The sequence below is a fragment of the Polycyclovorans algicola TG408 genome (assembly GCF_000711245.1).
Lineage (GTDB): Bacteria > Pseudomonadota > Gammaproteobacteria > Nevskiales > Nevskiaceae > Polycyclovorans > Polycyclovorans algicola.
Window position 1 is genome coordinate 2,299,205 of record NZ_JOMH01000001.1, and the last position, 17,511, is coordinate 2,316,715.

14 protein-coding genes and 1 pseudogene are annotated in these 17,511 nt (G+C 64.9%); all 15 read right to left on the reverse strand.

Going from position 1 to position 17,511, the window contains the following annotated elements:
* Window positions 1-50 precede the first annotated feature (50 nt).
* Window positions 51-893 (reverse strand): SDR family NAD(P)-dependent oxidoreductase, encoded by an 843-nt coding sequence (locus U741_RS0111045; protein ID WP_029890533.1) that lies wholly within the window; start codon window positions 891-893, stop codon window positions 51-53.
* Window positions 893-3,370 carry an efflux RND transporter permease subunit gene (locus tag U741_RS0111050; RefSeq protein WP_052378717.1) on the reverse strand — a complete coding sequence of 826 codons (2,478 nt, stop codon included), beginning with the start codon at window positions 3,368-3,370 and terminating at the stop codon, window positions 893-895. The genes U741_RS0111045 and U741_RS0111050 overlap by 1 nt, the downstream gene beginning before the upstream one ends.
* Window positions 3,367-4,404 (reverse strand): WD40/YVTN/BNR-like repeat-containing protein, encoded by a 1,038-nt coding sequence (locus U741_RS0111055; RefSeq protein WP_029890535.1) that lies wholly within the window; start codon window positions 4,402-4,404, stop codon window positions 3,367-3,369. The genes U741_RS0111050 and U741_RS0111055 overlap by 4 nt, the downstream gene beginning before the upstream one ends.
* Window positions 4,405-4,478: 74 nt before the next feature.
* Window positions 4,479-5,684, reverse strand: a complete 1,206-nt coding sequence (locus U741_RS0111060) for an acetyl-CoA C-acyltransferase (RefSeq protein WP_029890536.1) — start codon at window positions 5,682-5,684, stop codon at window positions 4,479-4,481.
* 110 nt (window positions 5,685-5,794) lie between these two features.
* Window positions 5,795-6,250, reverse strand: a complete 456-nt coding sequence (locus U741_RS0111065) for a MaoC family dehydratase (protein ID WP_029890537.1) — start codon at window positions 6,248-6,250, stop codon at window positions 5,795-5,797.
* A gap of 153 nt (window positions 6,251-6,403) precedes the next feature.
* On the reverse strand, window positions 6,404-7,192 hold the full coding sequence (locus U741_RS0111070) for an SDR family oxidoreductase (RefSeq protein WP_029890538.1): 789 nt from the start codon (window positions 7,190-7,192) through the stop codon (window positions 6,404-6,406).
* 76 nt (window positions 7,193-7,268) lie between these two features.
* The gene (locus U741_RS19230; RefSeq protein WP_152551575.1) at window positions 7,269-8,009 is read right to left on the reverse strand and encodes a hypothetical protein; all 741 of its coding nucleotides are present in this window, start codon (window positions 8,007-8,009) and stop codon (window positions 7,269-7,271) included.
* Window positions 8,010-8,230: 221 nt separating this feature from the next.
* Window positions 8,231-9,439: an acyl-CoA dehydrogenase family protein gene (locus U741_RS19985; RefSeq protein WP_366504372.1), complete on the reverse strand. Its 1,209-nt coding sequence runs from the start codon at window positions 9,437-9,439 to the stop codon at window positions 8,231-8,233.
* 27 nt (window positions 9,440-9,466) lie between these two features.
* Window positions 9,467-10,564, reverse strand: a pseudogene (locus tag U741_RS19990) (acyl-CoA dehydrogenase family protein); the annotation flags it as partial.
* A gap of 2 nt (window positions 10,565-10,566) precedes the next feature.
* Window positions 10,567-11,025: an acyl-CoA thioesterase gene (locus tag U741_RS17820; RefSeq protein WP_052378718.1), complete on the reverse strand. Its 459-nt coding sequence runs from the start codon at window positions 11,023-11,025 to the stop codon at window positions 10,567-10,569.
* Entirely contained in the window at window positions 11,015-11,896 is an 882-nt protein-coding gene (locus U741_RS0111085) for an SDR family oxidoreductase (protein WP_029890541.1), read from the reverse strand. Before U741_RS0111085 ends, U741_RS17820 begins: the two co-directional genes overlap by 11 nt.
* Window positions 11,897-12,039: 143 nt before the next feature.
* Window positions 12,040-13,226, reverse strand: a protein-coding gene (locus U741_RS0111090) for an IS3 family transposase (protein WP_152551495.1) whose coding sequence is annotated in 2 segments (ribosomal slippage) — window positions 12,040-12,971 and window positions 12,971-13,226 — 1,188 coding nt in all. Because the reading frame shifts where the segments join, the coding sequence is not laid out codon by codon here.
* 122 nt (window positions 13,227-13,348) lie between these two features.
* Window positions 13,349-14,497 (reverse strand): acetyl-CoA C-acetyltransferase, encoded by a 1,149-nt coding sequence (locus U741_RS0111100; protein ID WP_029890542.1) that lies wholly within the window; start codon window positions 14,495-14,497, stop codon window positions 13,349-13,351.
* An 11-nt stretch (window positions 14,498-14,508) separates the two neighbouring features.
* Entirely contained in the window at window positions 14,509-15,567 is a 1,059-nt protein-coding gene (locus tag U741_RS0111105; protein ID WP_029890543.1) for an acyl-CoA dehydrogenase family protein, read from the reverse strand.
* A gap of 775 nt (window positions 15,568-16,342) precedes the next feature.
* Window positions 16,343-17,509, reverse strand: coding sequence for an acyl-CoA dehydrogenase family protein (locus U741_RS0111110; protein ID WP_029890544.1), 1,167 nt, complete (start codon window positions 17,507-17,509; stop codon window positions 16,343-16,345).
* Window positions 17,510-17,511 lie beyond the last annotated feature (2 nt).

Consider the following 17,511-nt stretch of genomic DNA (forward strand, 5'->3'; position numbering starts at 1 on the left):
GTTTCAGGCCTGCCTCAAATGGGTGAGGTGACCTCACCAGTGCTGGACGCTCAGCCCGGAATCGGGTCGTCCCTGAATGGCGTGACGCCGTCAAGTGCCATCAGTCTGCCGGGCTGCCGTGTCAGCAGGTCACGACTGACGACAACGTCTCCGCTGTGGGTGCCGGTGATCAAGCGGTAGGCCGCCTCGGCCATCACCTCAACGGGTTCGATCCAGTCGGGATGCGTCGCCCGCATTTGTTCGACCACCGCCGCGGCGCCTTCGGTGCTGACGATGCGATACGGCATCAGCGAATTCACCTGCACGCCGCTGCCCAGCAATTCTGCAGCGAGGCCCACGGTGTAACGGTCGAGCGCAGCCTTGGAGGCGCCATAGGCGGCCAGCGCGTGGACCCATTTGGCGGGGCCGGGATAGGGCGGGGACGGCGCCCGTACCGTGTCGCTGCTGATGTTGAGGATCTGTCCGGTGCCCTGCTTTAGCATGCCCGGCAGTGCCTGCTGAATCAGATCGATGGGGGCATCCACGTTGATGGCAAACATGGCCTGACGCGCCGCCAGATCAATGCGGCTGGGCGGGGCATATGCAGTGATGGCCGCCGCATTGTTGACGAGGATGCCGATAGCGCCGAACACCTCACCGGCTCGGGCCACCAAGTCGGCGCGGTCGTCTGCATCGGCAAGGTCAGCAACGCGCCAGGCAGCAGGGTGACCCTGTGCGCGAAGGGCAGCGCAGGTCTGTTCCAGCCCGGCGACCGACCGCGCCGAGGCCGTGACCACGACCTTGGCCCCGTGCGCGGCCAGACGCTGGGCGATGGCGCGACCGATGCCACGACTGCCGCCAGTGACCAGCGCCACCCGCCCGGCGAGGGTCTGCGGCGCCGCAGGCTCGGTCATCAGGGCGCGCTGCGCGGCTTGCCTTCGCCGTAGTAGAACCAGGCGCCCAAGGCGGGCAGCAGACAGATGGCGCCGAGCATGTTGACCAGGAACATGAAGGCCAGCAGCAGGCCCATGTCAGCCTGGAACTTGAGCGCCGAGAACATCCAGGTCGCCACGCCGACCGACATGGTCACGGCGGTGAACACGGCCGCCATACCACGCTCCAGCATGGCTTTCTCGAAGGCGTCGCGGAAGGTGTAATCCTCGCCCTTCATGTAGTGCTGGATGCGCTCGAACAGGTACAGCGCGTAGTCGATGCCGACGCCGACGCCCAGAGCGATGACCGGCAACGTGGCGACCTTGAGGCCAATCTCCAGCCCGGCCATCAGGGCGTTGCAGAACACGGTCACCATCGCCAGCGGCGTCATGACGCACAGGGTGGCGCGAACCGAGCGGAAGGTGATCAGGCAGAACAGGATCAGTGCGCCGAACAGGGCGCCCAGCATGCGAACTTCAGCCGCGCCCACAGCCTCGTTGGTGGCCGCCATGACGCCGACATTGCCGCTGGCCAGCCGCAGGGTCACGCCCTCGACCGGGTTGTCGTTGATGAAGCGCTTGATCTCGGCGATCACATGCGCGACCTGCGTGCCGTCGTGGTTCTCAAGAAAGTTGAGCACCTGAATGGCCCGGCAGCCCTCGTTGTTGAGCCCCAGCTTGGGGTCGAAGGCATTGGAGCCGGTGGACAGACCGGTCTCGGAGCGGGGCAGGGCACGCCAGCGCGGATTGCCTTCGTTGTAGGCGGCGATGACCTGCTTGCCGACGCCTGCCACGCTGATCACCGACTGCACGCCGCTGACGCCGCGCATGTAGAGCTCGAAGCGGTCCACCAAGTTGATGACCGGGTAGTGCAGGCAGGAATCGCCCTCGAAACCCTTGGCCTCGACGATCACGGTCAGTACGTCGACGCCAATGTTGTAGGTGTTGGAAATGGTGGCGCCGTCGGTGTTGTAGCGCGAGTCTTCGTGCAACTCGGGCACGCCTTCTCCGGAATCACCGACCACCAGGTCGCGCGAGATCCAGGTGGTCACCGCCAACAGCGCCAGTGACACGCCGAACACCTTCAAAGCCATGCGTGGCTCCGCGCAACAGGCCAGGCAGCGGACCAGCGGTGCAATCCATGCCGCCTCACCGGCATCACCGCGCGCGCGGCTGGCGGGCTCCAGCGTCAGGTAAGACAGCAGAATCGGCAGGATCATCTTGTTGGTGATGATCATCAGCAACACGCCGAGGCAGGCGGTGATGCCCAGCTCATGGACGATGGGAATGTTGATGAACATGATCACGCCGAAGCCCAGCGCCTCGGTCAGCAGCGCCACCGAGCCGGGCACGAACAGCTTGCTGAACGAGGCGCGTGCCGCCGCTTGCGAATCGGCGCCGGCCAGCACTTCCAGCCGCCAGACACTGGTCATCTGCACCGCGTGCGACACGCCGATGGCGAAGATCAGGAAGGGCACCAATATCGACATCGGGTCGATGCCGTAGCCCATCAGCGGCAGCGTGCCCACCAGCCACAACACCGGCAGGGTGGCCACCACGATGGCGGTGATCGTCACCCGCCATGAGCGCGTGTAGCCATAGAGCAGCAGCAGGGTGATGACGAAGGCCAGCGCGAAAAACGCGAACACCCACAGCAGGCCTTCGATGACGTCACCCAGCAGCCGGGCGAAGCCGATGATGTTGACCTCGATGTTCTCGTTTTCGAACTGGTCACGAATCTCATGCAGCTTTTGCTGCACCGCCCAGTAGTCGACCTTGACGCCCGACTCGGGGTCGTAGTCGTGCAGGTCGGCCTGAATCATCGCCCCCTTCAGGTCGTTGGCGACCAGCTGGCCGATGCGGCCTGAATGCTCAACATTACGGCGCACCTGATCGAGCTGCTCCGGCGTGCCGGAAAAGCGCGCGGGCACGACCGGTTCACCTCGGAAGCCCATCTCGGTGATTTCGATGTAGTAAACATCCGGCGTGAAGATCGACGACACCTGGGTCCGGTTGATGCCCGGTATGAAGAACACCTCGTCGGTGGCCTTGCGCAGCGCCTCAAGAAACTCGGGGTTGTAGATGTCGTCGTAACAGGCCTCGTCATTGCCATCCGTGGCGCGACCTTGTTCACTCGAATTGCCCCCGGACCGGCCGTCCGTGTCCGGGCGTTTGGAATCCTTGCGAGTGCCACTGGCACTCGCATCGCAGGATTCCTGCACCCAGCGTAAGTTCACCAGCAGCGTGTTGGCGCCGGAGAAGTCATCCATGTAGCCCATCATGGTCTGCATGTATTCATGCTTGACCGGCAACAGCTTCAGAAATCCCGGGTCCAGCTTCACCTGGCTGGCGCTGTAGGCGAAACCCGCGGTCACCAGTGCAAAGAGCACCAGCAATCGGCGTCTATGGCTGATCAGCCCGGTGGCGGCGCGCTCAATCAGGTCGGTCATGCCGCTCATGTGCCGTCTCCCACCACCCGCAACCCTGACTCGCCTGCGGTCAGCCAGCCGTTGTCCAGTGGCAGCACGTCGGCGAGCACATGACGTCCGCCCTGTCCGTGTGCGGTGAAGGTCTTGCCGCCGTCGTCAGACACGATCAGCGTGTCACTGGCACCGACCAACACGATGCGGCCATCGTCATCAACGCGGCCGCCGAACAGTGAAATCTCGTTGGGCGTGACGGATTGCGTCCATGTGTCGCCGCCGTCCTCACTGCGGAACACGTGGCCCCGCATGCCGAACACCAGCGCGCCGTTGTCGGGCAGGGCCAAGGCGCCAAAGAACGAGCCGGGATAAACGTCATCCAGTTCGGTCCATGTTTGGCCGTCGTCATCCGAGCGCGCCAGCACGCCGCTTTCGCCAGCCAGCAGCAGTCGGCCATCGGTCAGCGCCACCACGGCATTGAGGTGTCGGTCACTGATGCCGGTGTCCATCATCGCGAAAGGGTTGTTGCTGTCGGCCGGCGCCGCGTCGCGCTCATCATCACGGGTTTCGACCGAGTGGGCGGTCCAGGTCTGACCCTGATCGCGGGACATGCGATAGAGACCGAAGCCACCGACGGCGTGCAGCACGCCGTCATGCGGGCCGGTGATGGCCAGCAGGGGTTCGGTGATGTCGTCTTCGAAGTTGACTTCGGTCCAGGTTTCGCCGCGATCGGTGCTGCGAACGATCCAGCCGTCCTGGCCAACGGCGATCAGATGTTGCGCGTCAACGAAGGCCACGCGGGTCAAGGTAGAACTGCGCTGCGGGCTCACAGCGGCCTCGCGCCACGGGCCGCCGGGGTCGTCGGCAATCAGGATGTGGCCCAGCTCGCCCACCGCCACCCAGCGATTGCCGCTTGCGGCAAGGCTGTTGAGCAGCAATCCATCCGCACGCACCACCGTCTCGGGAAACGGCGGAAGCGGCCTCGGCGAGAACGAGTAGGCGGCGGCCGCCAGCACCAGCAAACTGATGATCAGCGCTGGTGCGCGTTGCCTGAAGCCCGATTGGCTCATGAACCCTCTCCTCCAAATTGTTCGCGCACTGCGCTCATAGGCGAATGCGTCCTTGGCCGTGCGCGACCGCTTGCCTAACCGGGCAGCTCAAACAGGGCTGCGGCGCCCATGCCGCCGCCCACGCACATGCTCACCACCACGTACCGCACGCCGCGACGGCGGCCTTCGAGCAGGGCGTGACCGACCATGCGCGCGCCGGACATGCCGAAGGGATGACCGATGGCAATCGCGCCACCGTTCACGTTCAGCCGGTCCAGATCAATGCCCAGCGTCTGCTGGCAATACAGCACCTGGCAGGCGAAGGCTTCGTTGAGCTCCCACAGGCCGATGTCACCCACTTTCAGACCGTGGCGTGCCAGCAGTTTGGGAATGGCGAACACCGGGCCAATGCCCATCTCGTCCGGCGCGCAGCCTGCCACCGCAGTGCCGCGATAAATGCCGAGTAATTCGCGGCCCTCGGCACGTGCCAGATCGCCGCGCATCAGCAGGCTCATGGCCGCGCCGTCGGACAACTGCGAGGCATTGCCCGCGGTGATGTGCTGCCCTTGTTTCACCCACTGGCCGTCCTTCCACACCGGCTTGAGGGCCGCCAGACTTTCCAGCGTGGTCGAGGGTCGGTTGCCTTCGTCCTGCGTGAGCGTGACCGCCTCGTGACCAGCCGGCTGGCCTTCTTTGTCGAACAACTGCTTCTGTGCGGTGAACGGCACAATCTCGTCCGCGAAGCGTCCAGCGGCCTGTGCGGCGGCCGTCAACTGCTGCGAGCGCAGGGCGTATTCGTCCTGGGCCTGTCGCGAGATGCCGTAGCGCTCGGCGACAATCTCGGCGGTTTCAATCATCGGAATATAGGCCGTCGGTTCGGCCGCGATGGCGGCTTTGGAAACCGCGCGATGCGTGTTCTTGAACTTGTTCTGCACCAGCGAGATCGACTCCAGACCGCCGGCAATCACCACGTCCTGTTCGCCGGCCATGATGTTCTTGGCAGCGATGCCAATGCTCATCAGACCCGACGCGCACTGACGGTCCAGGGTCATCCCCGCCACGCTGTTCGGCAGGCCGCCGGTGTAGGCACACAGGCGGCCAAGGTTGTAGGCCTGCGTGCCCTGCTGGGCGGCGGCGCCGACAATCACGTCGTCAACACGTTCGCCGTCGATGCCCGATCGCTGCAGCACGGCCCGCACCACATGGCCGCCCAGGGCCGGGGCTTCGGTATCGTTCCAGGCACCTCGAAAGGCTTTGCCAATGGCCGTGCGTGCAACCGAGACAATGACCGCGTCCGTCATGTGGACTCCAGAGGGTTCACGCTCAGCCTGAGCCGCGAACATGAAAAGGGGATTGGCCGGTGAACCAATCCGGTCTGGAGGCTAAGTCGTCGTCTCGGACGGCACTTCACTCAAAAGTAGTAGCGGGAAATGGTGTCGGCCACGCAGGCCGGGCGCTCGCTGCCCTCGATCTCCACGGTAACGCGGATGGTCGCCTGCACCCCGCCGTCCTTGGTGACCTCGGCCGCCACCAGTTGACCGACGCCGCGAATGCGGCTGTTGACCGGCACCGGCGCGGGAAAGCGCACCTTGTCGCAGCCGTAGTTCACGCCCATTTTCATGGTCACTTCCAGAATCTCAGGCAGAAAGCGCGAGACCAGCGACAGCGTGAGGTAACCGTGCGCGATGCAGGCACCGAACGGACCTTCCTTGGCCTTGACCGGATCGACATGAATCCACTGATGGTCATCGGTGGCGTCGGCAAAGGTGTTGATACGGTCCTGGGTCATGGTCAGCCAGTCGCTGCTGCCCAGGGTTTGGCCCACGGCGGCCAGCAGGCTTTCGGTGGATTCGAAGATGGGTTTCATTGTGTGGCTCCAATTAATTTGAACGGGTGCTCGGACGCGTTGCGTCCGCCCTCTCCCGCCCCTTCGGGGCACCCTCTCCCACAAGTGGGAGAGGGAAGCATTTTTCTCCCCTCTCCCGCAGGCGGGAGAGGGGCTGGGGGAGAGGGCGCGCCGTCAGGCGCGTTGGCTGGATGCAGAAATGACCTCGCCCACCAGATAGGAGGCGTAGTCCGAGGCCAGAAACACCATGATGTTGGCAATCTCGAACGCCTCGGCGCCACGGCCAAAGGCCTCGCGGCTGGCCAGTTCGTTGAGCAGGCTTTCGGGCGCCGTCTTGCGCAGGTGATCGTGAAACACGATGGACGGCGATACCGCATTGATGCGGATGCCGAAGTCTGCGGCTTCCAGCGCCGAGCACCGCGTCAGCGCCATCACGCCGGCTTTGGCGGCGGCGTAGTGCGCCTGCTCCTTCTGTGCCCGCCAGCCCAGCACCGAGGCATTGTTGACGATGGCGCCAAAGCCGCGCGGCTGCATCTTCTTCAGCATGGCCCGGGTCATGCGGAAGGTGCCGGTCAGCGTCACGTCCAGCACGCGCTGCCACTCGTCGTCTTCCATGTCGACCACGCGCTTGCTGCCGCCCAGACCGGCGTTGTTGATCAACACATCCACGCCGCCCATCTGCGCTTCGGCCGCATCGACCAGGGCCTGCACGTCGCTTTCCTGCGTGACGTTGCAGACCTGGTGGAACACCGCGCAAACCTCCGGCGCCAGGGCCTTCAGCGCCTCGGCCGCCTCGCCGGTACGGCGCGGGTGGGCGTCGGACACGAACACCGCGCGGGCGCCCTCCTCGATGCAGCGCTGGGCGGTGGCGAAGCCGATGCCGCCACCGGCGGCGGCGGTGAGGAGGATGGATTTTCCTTTCAGCAGGCCGTGGGGGGGGATTTGGGTGGGGGGAGGCATCATGGGTGTTCCCTTGTTTCTGTTTTGGGGGTGCGCGTTAGGTCGTTACTTCGGCGTGCGCACACTGCCGTGTGGGGTTTCATTGCCTGACCCCGAACCCGTCATTCCGGCGCAGGCCGGAATCCAGTTTTTGGGTGTAATGGCTGATCGAGCCGATATGGATACCGGCATTCGCCGGTATGACGATTTTCTCTGGATTGAGCTGCGTAGCGAAATCGCACCGGCCTTTTTCGCCTTGCGGGCGAGTCACTTTTCTTTGCTCGTGCAAAGAAAAGTAACCAAAAGAAAGCACGCCCCCGCTCGGTGCCGACGCGTAGCGTCGGGCCCCGCCCGAAGGGCCGTGCTCGGGGCACGCGGCGACACGACATCCTGTCGCGACGCCGCTTGCTCGGCATCCATGCCTCGCATCCCCTGCGCTCAGCCCTTCGGTCGGCACCTCGCAAGGGGAGGGCGAGTCAAAAGCGGGCGGCGCATCGACCGTGGGTTGATAAGGCCAGCAGTGCTTCCGGGTAGTGACGCTTGGCTGTTCCTCCCCCGTCGTGAGCGCCGGATTTGGGAGGGCGCGCAGGGGTTGAGCGGACAGGACGTCCGCGAAAGTGCCGTCGCGACAGGATGTCGCGTGGGCACGACCCCGAGCACTCTCCCAAAGCCGGGAACCGGCGTAGCCGGCGCGAGCGTCGGGCGTGCTTTCTTTTGCATACATTTTCTTTGCACGAGCAAAGAAAAGTATGTCGGCCCGCAGGCCGAAAAACGCCGGTGCGATTTCGCAGTGCCGGTCAATCGAGAGCGATCCGTCATGCCGGCGAATGCCGGTATCCATACCCGTCCGATCAGTTCGTGCGCCCAAAAGCTGGGTTCCGGCCTGCGTAGGGATGGCAGTACGCGAACCTGCCCAACTCCCCGCGCTACGCGCGCCCTCATCCGCCCCTTCGGGGCACCTTCTCCCGCCTGCGGGAGAAGGAACAGCCAGCCTCGCTCGCGCTTCACGCCCGCAAGCAATCCGTGCGGCGACGTCCAGCGCCCGCATGGCATCAATGCCCATCAGCTCGTGGGCCGCACTTCCCGCGGCATTCCCAATCCCCGCTCCGCAATCAAATTCAACTGAATCTCATTGGTCCCGGCATAAATCGTGTCCGCCCGCGAGAAGAAGAACAGTTGCTGCAGCGGCCGGGTCACCGGGTCATCGCTGATGAAACTCCCCTCCGGCCCCAGTACGTCCATCGCCAGTTTGCCCAGATCACGGTGCCAGTTGGACCAGTAGTATTTGTAGATCAGCGCTTCGCGGCGCAGGCCGAGTTCGCTGCCGTCCGCGAGCATGCGCAGGGCGTTGTCGCGCATCACCACCAAGCCCATCCAGGCCTGAGCGATGCGGCTGCGCATGGCGGGTTGGCAGATGCGACCGCTGCGTTTGGCGGCGGCGACCACGGTTTCAAGCTCAAAGGCAAAGTGCATCTGCTGACCCAGGGTGGAGACGCCGCGTTCGATCTCCAGCAGACCCATGGCGACCTTCCAGCCATCTCCGGGCGCGCCCAGCACGTCGCCGGCCTCGCAGATCGCTTCGTCGAAGAACACTTCGTTGAATTCGCAGCCGCCGCTGATCTGGCGGATGGGGCGTATGTCGATGCCGGGCTGGTCCAGCTTCATCAGCAGGAAGATCAGCCCCTTGTTGCCCTTGCTGCCTGGCTCGCTTCGCGCCAGCACGAAAATCCAGTCCGACTCATGGGCCAGCGAGGTCCAGATTTTCTGGCCGCTGACGCGCCAGCGGCCGTCTTCGCCGAGCACCGCCTTGGTCTGCACGTTGGCCAGATCAGACCCGGCGCTGGGCTCGGAATAGCCCTGTGCCCAGTACGTGCGTCCCGCCACTATGTCGGGCAGGAAACGTTGCTGCTGCTCGGGCGTGCCGTAGGCGATGATGGCCGGGCCGATCAGCCCTTCGCCGATGTGCCCCATGCGGCCGGGGCCACCGGCACGGGCGTATTCCTCGTGGAAGATCACCTGCTGTTGGATGCTGAGTTCGCGGCCGCCGTGGGCACGGGGCCAGCCCACGCAGGTCCAGCCGCCTTTGGCGAGTTCGCGCTCCCAGTCCTTGCGTAGGGCAGGCGCGTGTTCCTCATCGCCGGGGCCGCCGCGATGCTGTAGATCGGCAAACGGTCCGCTCAGATGCGCCTGCATCCACGCGTTCACGTCGGCGCGGAATGCGCGGTCGTCATTGGCTTCTTCGGTGCTGGGTTCGCCGCCCGGTGCAGGCAAGGCGTCGGTATCGAGCAGTTCGTCAGCCAGCACCTCCCGCAGTTCGTCGGGCGTGCCCATCCAGTGCTGCGCCGCCTGGGCGCGTTTGAAGTAGAGCTGTGGATCATATTCCCAGGTGAAGCCCACGCCGCCGTGCAGTTGGATGGCCTCCTGCGCGCAGTAAAACGCGGTGTCGGTGGCCCAAGCTTTGACCATCATGCCTTCACGGTGCAGGGCTTCGGGCGACGCGCTGCCGCCCGCGCGCTGCGCCACGCCATACACGGCCGAGCGCAATGATTCGACGCGCACCATCATCTCGGCGCAGCGATGCTTGACGGCCTGGAAGCCGCCCACGGCACGGCCAAATTGCTTGCGGGTGGCCACGTAGGCCACCGTCAGGTCCAGGCACTGTTGCGCCACGCCGAGCAGTTCGGCGGCCAGGCAAATGCGCAGCCATGCGGCGGTGGTGATCAGGCCGGCAGACAGGCGATCCGGATCATCCACACGCATCAGCACGGGGGCATTGCAGAGCACCACATCGGCAAAGCGGCGGGTCGCGTCCCAGCTTCGACGCGGGGTGATGGCGATGCGCGCTGCGTCGGCGGCAACGATGAACAGGGCAGGGCTATCGTCAGGCAGTTGCGCGAGCAGCAGCAGGTGATCGGCCTGCGCGGCATCGCTGAGGCGCAGCGCTTCGCCGGTGAGGCGCCAGGCGTTGCCGTCCGGCGTGGCGCGCAGCCGTCGTGCTTCATGCTCCCACTCCGGCTCAAGCCCGTTGAGGGGTACCGCAAAGCGGGTGGTCCCCTCGGCAATGCGCGGCAACCATTGCGTCATGGCCGCTTGATCCCCGCAGTGACGCAGCACGGTTGCCGCCACGCAGCCGGTCGCGAAGAACGGACCGCTGAGCAAATGACGACCGGCCTGCTCCTGCACCAAGGCCAGCTCCATGACGCCCAGGCCCAGCCCACTATGTGCTTCGTCCACGCCAATCCCGCACCAGCCCAGCTCGGCGCCGATGCGCGACCAGACGCTGGGGTCGTAACCCGGCGCGCTGTCCATGGCGCTGCGGATCGCTGCCGAGTGGCTGACGTCGGCGAGAAAGGTCTCGGCCGCATCGCGGATCATCTGCTGGTCGTCGTTAAGCATGGCTAGACCGTCGGTACACGCCAGGCCATCAAGGCCTCGCGCTCGGCCAGTCCGAGGGGAATCGGACGGCGGCTGCGGGTGTCGATCCAGACCAACCGCGCGCTGATGGTGCCGGTGCAAACGTCGTTGCAGAACACGCCGTGCGCCAGGCTGAAAGAGGTATTGCCTACACTCAGCACCGATGCCCCGAGCCGCAGTCGGTTGGGATAGTGCAGCTCGTGCAGAAAGTCGATCTCGACATGCGCGAGCACGCTCTGCTCGACACGGCCCACGGTCCACAGGCCGATGGCGCTCAGGAACGGCGCCCGTACGCTCTCGGCATAGTCGAGATAGCTGCGGTTATTGACGTGACCCAGTAGATCGAGATCACCAAAGCGCACGTTTTCATCGACCCAGTAGCGATAGCCCTGGGCCGTGGTCGGTGCCTGCGCCGACGCGGTAGCGGAGCCGTCAGGTGCCATAGACCTTCTGCGCGGGGGGCGCCTCTGCGATCAATCGGGCCACCACGTCGCCCAGCTCGGCCGGTTGCCAGCGGGCCTTCTTGTCGGTGACGGCGCCGCCTTTCCAGCCACTGGCGATGGAGAGTTTGCCGCCTTCCACCTCGAACACCTTGCCGCTGCATTCAGCCGAGGCCTCGCTGCACAACCACACCACCAGCGGCGCGACGTTTTCGGGTGCGTAGTGGTCAAAGCTGCCGTCGGCGGGCGGCTTCATCACCTCACCGAACGGACCTTCGGTCATTTGCGTGCGGGCCGCGGGTGCCAACGCGTTGGCGGTGATGCCGTAGCGGCCCAGCTCGGCGGCCTGCACCAGGGTCAACGAGGCGATGCCCGCCTTGGCCGCGGAGTAGTTGCTCTGGCCGATGTTGCCCTGTAAGCCCGCGCCGGAGCTGGTGTTGATGATGCGGCCGGACACCCGCTGGCCGGTTTCCTTGACCTGGTCGCGCCAGCGCTTGACCAGCGTATTGGCGATGCAGAAATGGCCCTTGAGGTGGACCTTGATCACCCCATCCCACTCGTCCTCGCTCATCGACGCAAACATGCGGTCGCGCACGATGCCCGCGTTGTTGACCACGCCGTGCACGTCGCCGAACGCAGCAACGGTGTCGGCCACGATGCTGGCGGCGCCGCTCATGGTGGTGATGTCGTCGCTGTTGGCGACGGCCTTTCCACCGGCGGCGATAATCTCGGCCACCACGGCCTCGGTGGCGTCGCGGCGAATGTCGTTGACCAGCACGCCCGCGCCTTCGGCGGCGAGTGCATGGGCATACGCCCGGCCAAGGCCGGCGCCAGCGCCGGTGACGATGATGTTGCGGTTGGTGCAGATGCCCATGTTCACTCCGTGTTGTTGTGCTTCCCTCTCCCGCAGGCGGGAGAGGGATCGAGGGAGAGGGCGGCCCCGAATGGGGCCGGGATGTGCGGCAAAGTCCACCGCGCTTTGACCTTGCCCCTGGAATCCGTACCCCATAACTGAGGTCATGAGCTGGCTTGTTTGGGCAGAGCCGCTAGCCAGTTTTGTTCGAACTGCATCGGGCTGAGATAGGCCAGCGTCGAGTGCAGCCGGGTGCTGTTGTACCAGAGCAGCCAGGCGATGGTCTCGTCCATTGCATGGCGGCGGGTTTCGAAGCGTTGCCCGTGCAGCCGCTCCACCTTGAGCGACCCGAACACTGTCTCGCTGCAGGCGTTGTCCCAACAGTTGCCGCGCCTGCTCATTGAGCTTGTGATGCCGTAGTCCTTCAAGACTTCTCTGAAGTCGTTGCTGGCGTACTGGCTGCCCCGGTCGCTGTGGAAGATCAGCCCAGTCTGCTTGCCCGGATGGCGCTTGAACCAGGCCATGCGCAGCGCGTCGATGACGATGTCGCGCGTCATGTCCTGCCGCAGTGCCCAGCCCACCACCTGGCGGCTGAACAGGTCGATCACTACGGCCAGGAACAGCCAGCCCTCGTCGGTGGCGATGTATGTAATGTCGCCCGCCCACACCTTGTCGGGCTCGGCCACGATGAACTCGCGGTTGAGCAGGTTGGGCGAGATCGGCAGATCGTGATTGCTGTCGGTGGTGACCTTGAAGCGCCGCTTTCCCTTGGCACGAATGCCGTGCAGCTGCATGAGTTTCTGTACCCGCTCCTTGCCAACACGAATTCCGCGTGCTGGCAGCTCCTTCCAAGTGCGCGGCCAGCCATAGCCGCCACGGGTCTCGGCATGGATCGCCTTGATATGCACGAGCAGCGCGTCGTCGCTCAGATGGCGGCGCTGCGCAGCGCTTGCCCGGCGAACGAAGTGTTCGTGATACCCGCTCACGCTGACACCCAGTACCCGGCACTGCACCGAGATCGGCCATACGCGCCGGTGGCGTTGGATGAAGGCGTACTTCACTTCGCACCTTTCGCGAAGTACGCCGTCGCTTTTCCCAGGATGTCGCGCTCCATCTTGACGCGCGCCAGCTCGGCTCGCAGTCGGCTGATCTCCATCTGCTCGGCGCTCACGCGCTTGCTGTCAGCGCCGCTGAGCTTTCCCAGCCGGTGCGCCTTGACCCAGTTGTGCAGCGTCTGTTCAACCACACCCAAGGTCCTGGCCACCGCCGCAATGCTCTGGCCACCCTCGACCAGCCGCACCGCCTCTTGCTTGAATTCGAGCGTGTAACGCGCCCTCGTCGTCTTCGTCATTTCCGTTCTCCTTACTTGAATTGAACCACTCAGCAAGGGATACGCTTTTCGGGGGCAAGGTCACTTCGCGCGCCCTCTCCCCTGACCCCTCTCCCACAAGTGGGAGAGGGGAAATAAGCGAATTACAGCCTCTCAATAATCGTCACGTTGGCCACGCCGCCGCCTTCACACATGGTCTGCAGGCCGTAACGGCCCTTGGTGCGTTCCAGCTCGTGCAGCAGGGTGGTCATCAGCTTGGTGCCGGTGGCGCCCAGCGGATGGGCCAGCGCAATCGCGCCGCCGTTGACGTTGGTCTTCTCGTGCGGATAGCCGGTTTCCATCAGCCACGACATCACCACCGGGGCAAAGGCTTCGTTGATCTCGACCAAGTCGATGTCACTCAGCGACATGCCCGACTTCTTCATCGCCTGGGCAGTGGCCGGGATGGGCGCGGTGAGCATGAAGATGGGGTCATCGCTGTAGACGCTGAGGTGGTGAATGCGTGCGCGCGGCGTCAGGTTGTAGCGTTTCAGGGCCCGCTCGCTGACGATCAGCATCGCCGAGCTGGCATCGCCCGTCTGGCTCGACACGCCGGCGGTGATGGTGCCGCCGGGGGCCAGCGGCTCCAGCGTCGCCATCTTTTCCAGGGTGGTGTCGCGGACGGTTTCGTCGGCGATGAGCCCGGCGCACTCGATGATCTCGCGATCAAAGCGGCCTTCGGCCTGTGCCTGGCGCGCGCGGCGGTGCGATTCCAGCGAGAACACCTCCATTGCTTCGCGGCTGATCTTCCATTTGTCGGCAATCATCTGCGCACCGACGAACTGCGACACCGGCTCCTTGCCGAAGCGCGCCACCCAACCGGTGGAACCGGAGAACGGGTCATCGAAGCCCAGCGGTTTGGCGCAGAGCATGGCCGACGAAATGGGGATCTGCGTCATCGTTTGCAGGCCGCCGGCGATCACCACGTCCTGCGTGCCGCTCATCACCGCCTGGGCGGCGAAGTGCACGGCCTGCTGCGAACTGCCGCACTGACGGTCGATGGTCACGCCCGGTACGTGCAGGGGCAGTCCGGCCGCCAGCCACGCAGTGCGGGCGATGTTGCCGGCCAGCGGGCCGATGGCGTCCAGACAACCGAAGATGACGTCGTCATAGTCTTCAGCGGGAATCGCGTTGCGAGCGACCAGCGCTTTGAGGGCATGGGCGCCGAGGTCGGCGCCATGCAGGTGAGCGAGGCTGCCCTTGCGCTTGCCGGTGGCGGTGCGCAGGGCGTCGACGATATAGGCTTCGGCCATGGGGGTGTCCGTTAGTTGAAGGTGTGTTGCGGGCCGAGGGCGGCACCGTCGGCGAGAATGTGATCGGCAATGCGGGCTTTCTGCCGGGCGCGGCTGCCCCAGGTGGCGTCCAGTGCCCAGGCGCGTTTCATGAACATCTGCAGGTCGGCCTCCCAGGTGTAGCCCATCGCGCCGTGCGTCTGAAGGCTGTTACGCGCCGCCAGACGCGCGGCTTCGCCTGTAGCCAGGCGTGCATGTGCGACATGGATGGCTGCGTCCGGCTTGTGACGCGACAGGGCCGCAGCGGCACGATAGACCACGGGCTCGGCAAACTCGATTTTTACGGCAATGTCGGCCATTGCATGCTTCACCGCCTGCTGGCTGCCGATGGGCTTGCCGAATTGCTTGCGCTGCGCCGCGTAGTCCACACCCAGATCCATCATCCGCTGGGACAGTCCCAGCAGATGGGCCGCCACCGCGAGGCTGGCGCGCTGGGTGAGGGTCTCCCACAGCGGTTTACCAACTTTGGCGGTGCAGATGCGGGTGGCGTCGGACGGTGTCCAGTCCACGTGATAGAGGCGGCGCGACAGATCGATGCTGGCGTTGACGCGCGTGGTGATGTCGTACTGCGCCAGCGCATGCACTTCGTCGTCGTGCCACATCAACAGCAGGTCGGCCGCCTCAGCATCTGCCACCAGCGGGTTGATGGGATGACCCACCGCCACGCGGGCCTTGCCCTCGGCAATCAGCGGCAGCCATTTGCCCTTGAAGCCCTCGGCGCCGGGCAGGGCATTGATCAGCCCCACCGCCACATAGGCGGTGTCGGTAAGGGAGTCCGGAATGCCGTGGTAGCCGAGCTCCTGATGCACCTGCACCCAGTCGACATCGCCCAGCCCGATGCCACCGTGGGCCTCGGGCACCGACAGCGCCGTGAGGCCCTGATCGGCAAGCTTGGCGCGCAGGTCTGCAGAACGCCCGGTGCGGGTGGTTTCCCAGATTTCGCGGAGCAGCTCGGGGGCGGCCTCGACGACGAGGAATTTGCGGATGGCTTCGCGGAGGGCGAGTTGTTCGGTGGTGAAGGTGAAGTCCATTACTTGCTCCCCTGTTGGGGCTCCCGATTGCACCTAGGTTTTGGGGTGGTTGTTGAGTTGGGTGCCTGATTGGGCTTTGGTGCGAGATCGCACCGGCCTTTTTCGCCTTGCGGGCGAGTCACTTTTCTTTGCTCGTGCAAAGAAAAGTAACCAAAAGAAAGCACGCCCCCGCTCGGTGCCGACGCGTAGCGTCGGGCCCCGCCCGAAGGGCCGTGCTCGGGGCACGCGGCGACACGACATCCTGTCGCGACGCCGCTTGCTCGGCATCCATGCCTCGCATCCCCTGCGCTCAGCCCTTCGGTCGGCACCTCGCAAGGGGAGGGCGAGTCAAAAGCGGGCGGCGCATCGACCGTGGGTTGATAAGGCCAGCAGTGCTTCCGGGTAGTGACGCTTGGCTGTTCCTCCCCCGTCGTGAGCGCCGGATTTGGGAGGGCGCGCAGGGGTTGAGCGGACAGGACGTCCGCGAAAGTGCCGTCGCGACAGGATGTCGCGTGGGCACGACCCCGAGCACTCTCCCAAAGCCGGGAACCGGCGTAGCCGGCGCGAGCGTCGGGCGTGCTTTCTTTTGCATACATTTTCTTTGCACGAGCAAAGAAAAGTATGTCGGCCCGCAGGCCGAAAAGCGCCGGTGCGATTTCGCTACGCGGCCCAATCCAGAGACCGCCGTCATTCCGGCGCACGCCGGAATCCATCACCGCCCGATCAGGCCCCACATTCAAAAGCTGGATTCCCGCCTGCGCGGGAATGACGGCAAAAGGCATGGCATAACGCTCCCTCATGCCCTCGGCAACCCCAACATCCGCTCCGCAATGATGTTCCGCTGAATCTCATTGGTCCCCGCATAAATCGGCCCCGCCTGTGCAAACAGGAAGCCATCCAGCCAATGCCCCACATCCCCGGCATCTGGCGCATGCGCCATCAGTTCAGCACGGGCGCCGAGCAGGCTCATGGCGGTGTCGTGCATCAGCAGGTCCAGCTCAGACCAGAAGATTTTGTTGGTGCTTGACTCGGCACCAATCTGGCCGCCCTTGGCCAGACGGCTGGCGGTGCGATAGGTGGCCAGGGCGTAGGCCTCGGCGTGCATCCAGCTTTTCAGTACCGCGTCGCGAATGGCGGGGTCGGCATCGGCTTCGGCTTGGTGCTGTTTGTAGAGTGCAACCAGTTGGCGCGCGGTTTGTTGAAAGCGGGCGGGGGAGCGCAGCATGAGGCCGCGCTCGAAGCCGGCGGTGGCCATGCAGATTTTCCAGCCTTCGCCTTCGTCGCCCAGGCGGTTGTCCACCGGCACGCGCACGTCGTCGAAGAAGATTTCGGCGAAGCCACTGAGGCCGTTGAGTTGTTTGATGGGCCGCACGGTGATGCCCGGCAGATTCAGCGGCAGCAGCACGAAGCTGAGGCCGTGATGCCGGGTGGATTGCGGATCGCTGCGGAACAGGCCGAACAGCCAGTCGGCCCAGACGGCGCGGGTGGACCAGATCTTCTGGCCGTTGATGACGTAATCATCCCCGTCACGAATCGCCTTGCAGCGAATCGCCGCCATGTCGGACCCGGCGCCGGACTCTGACCAGCCCTGTGCCCAGATGTCTTCGCCCGCCGCCATGCGCGGCAGGAAGCGCTGTTTCTGGTCTTCGGTGCCGTACTCCATCAGCGTGGGGGCCAGCAGGAAGATGCCGTTCTGGTTGACCCGTAATGGCGCTTGGTGAGCCCAGTACTCCTCTTCAAAAATCAGCCATTCGATGAGGTCCAGCTCGCGACCCCCGAGATGGCGCGGCCAGGTGACGGCGCTGAAGCGGGCCTTGTTGAGCGTGCGCTCCCAGGCGCGATGCGCCTCAAAGCCTTCGGCTGTGTCGAAGCTCGGCAGCGGCTGCGCCGGAACGTGCTTGGCCATCCACTCGCGGACTTCGGTGCGGAAGGCGTTCTGTTTGGTGGTGTAGTCCAGTCTCACCG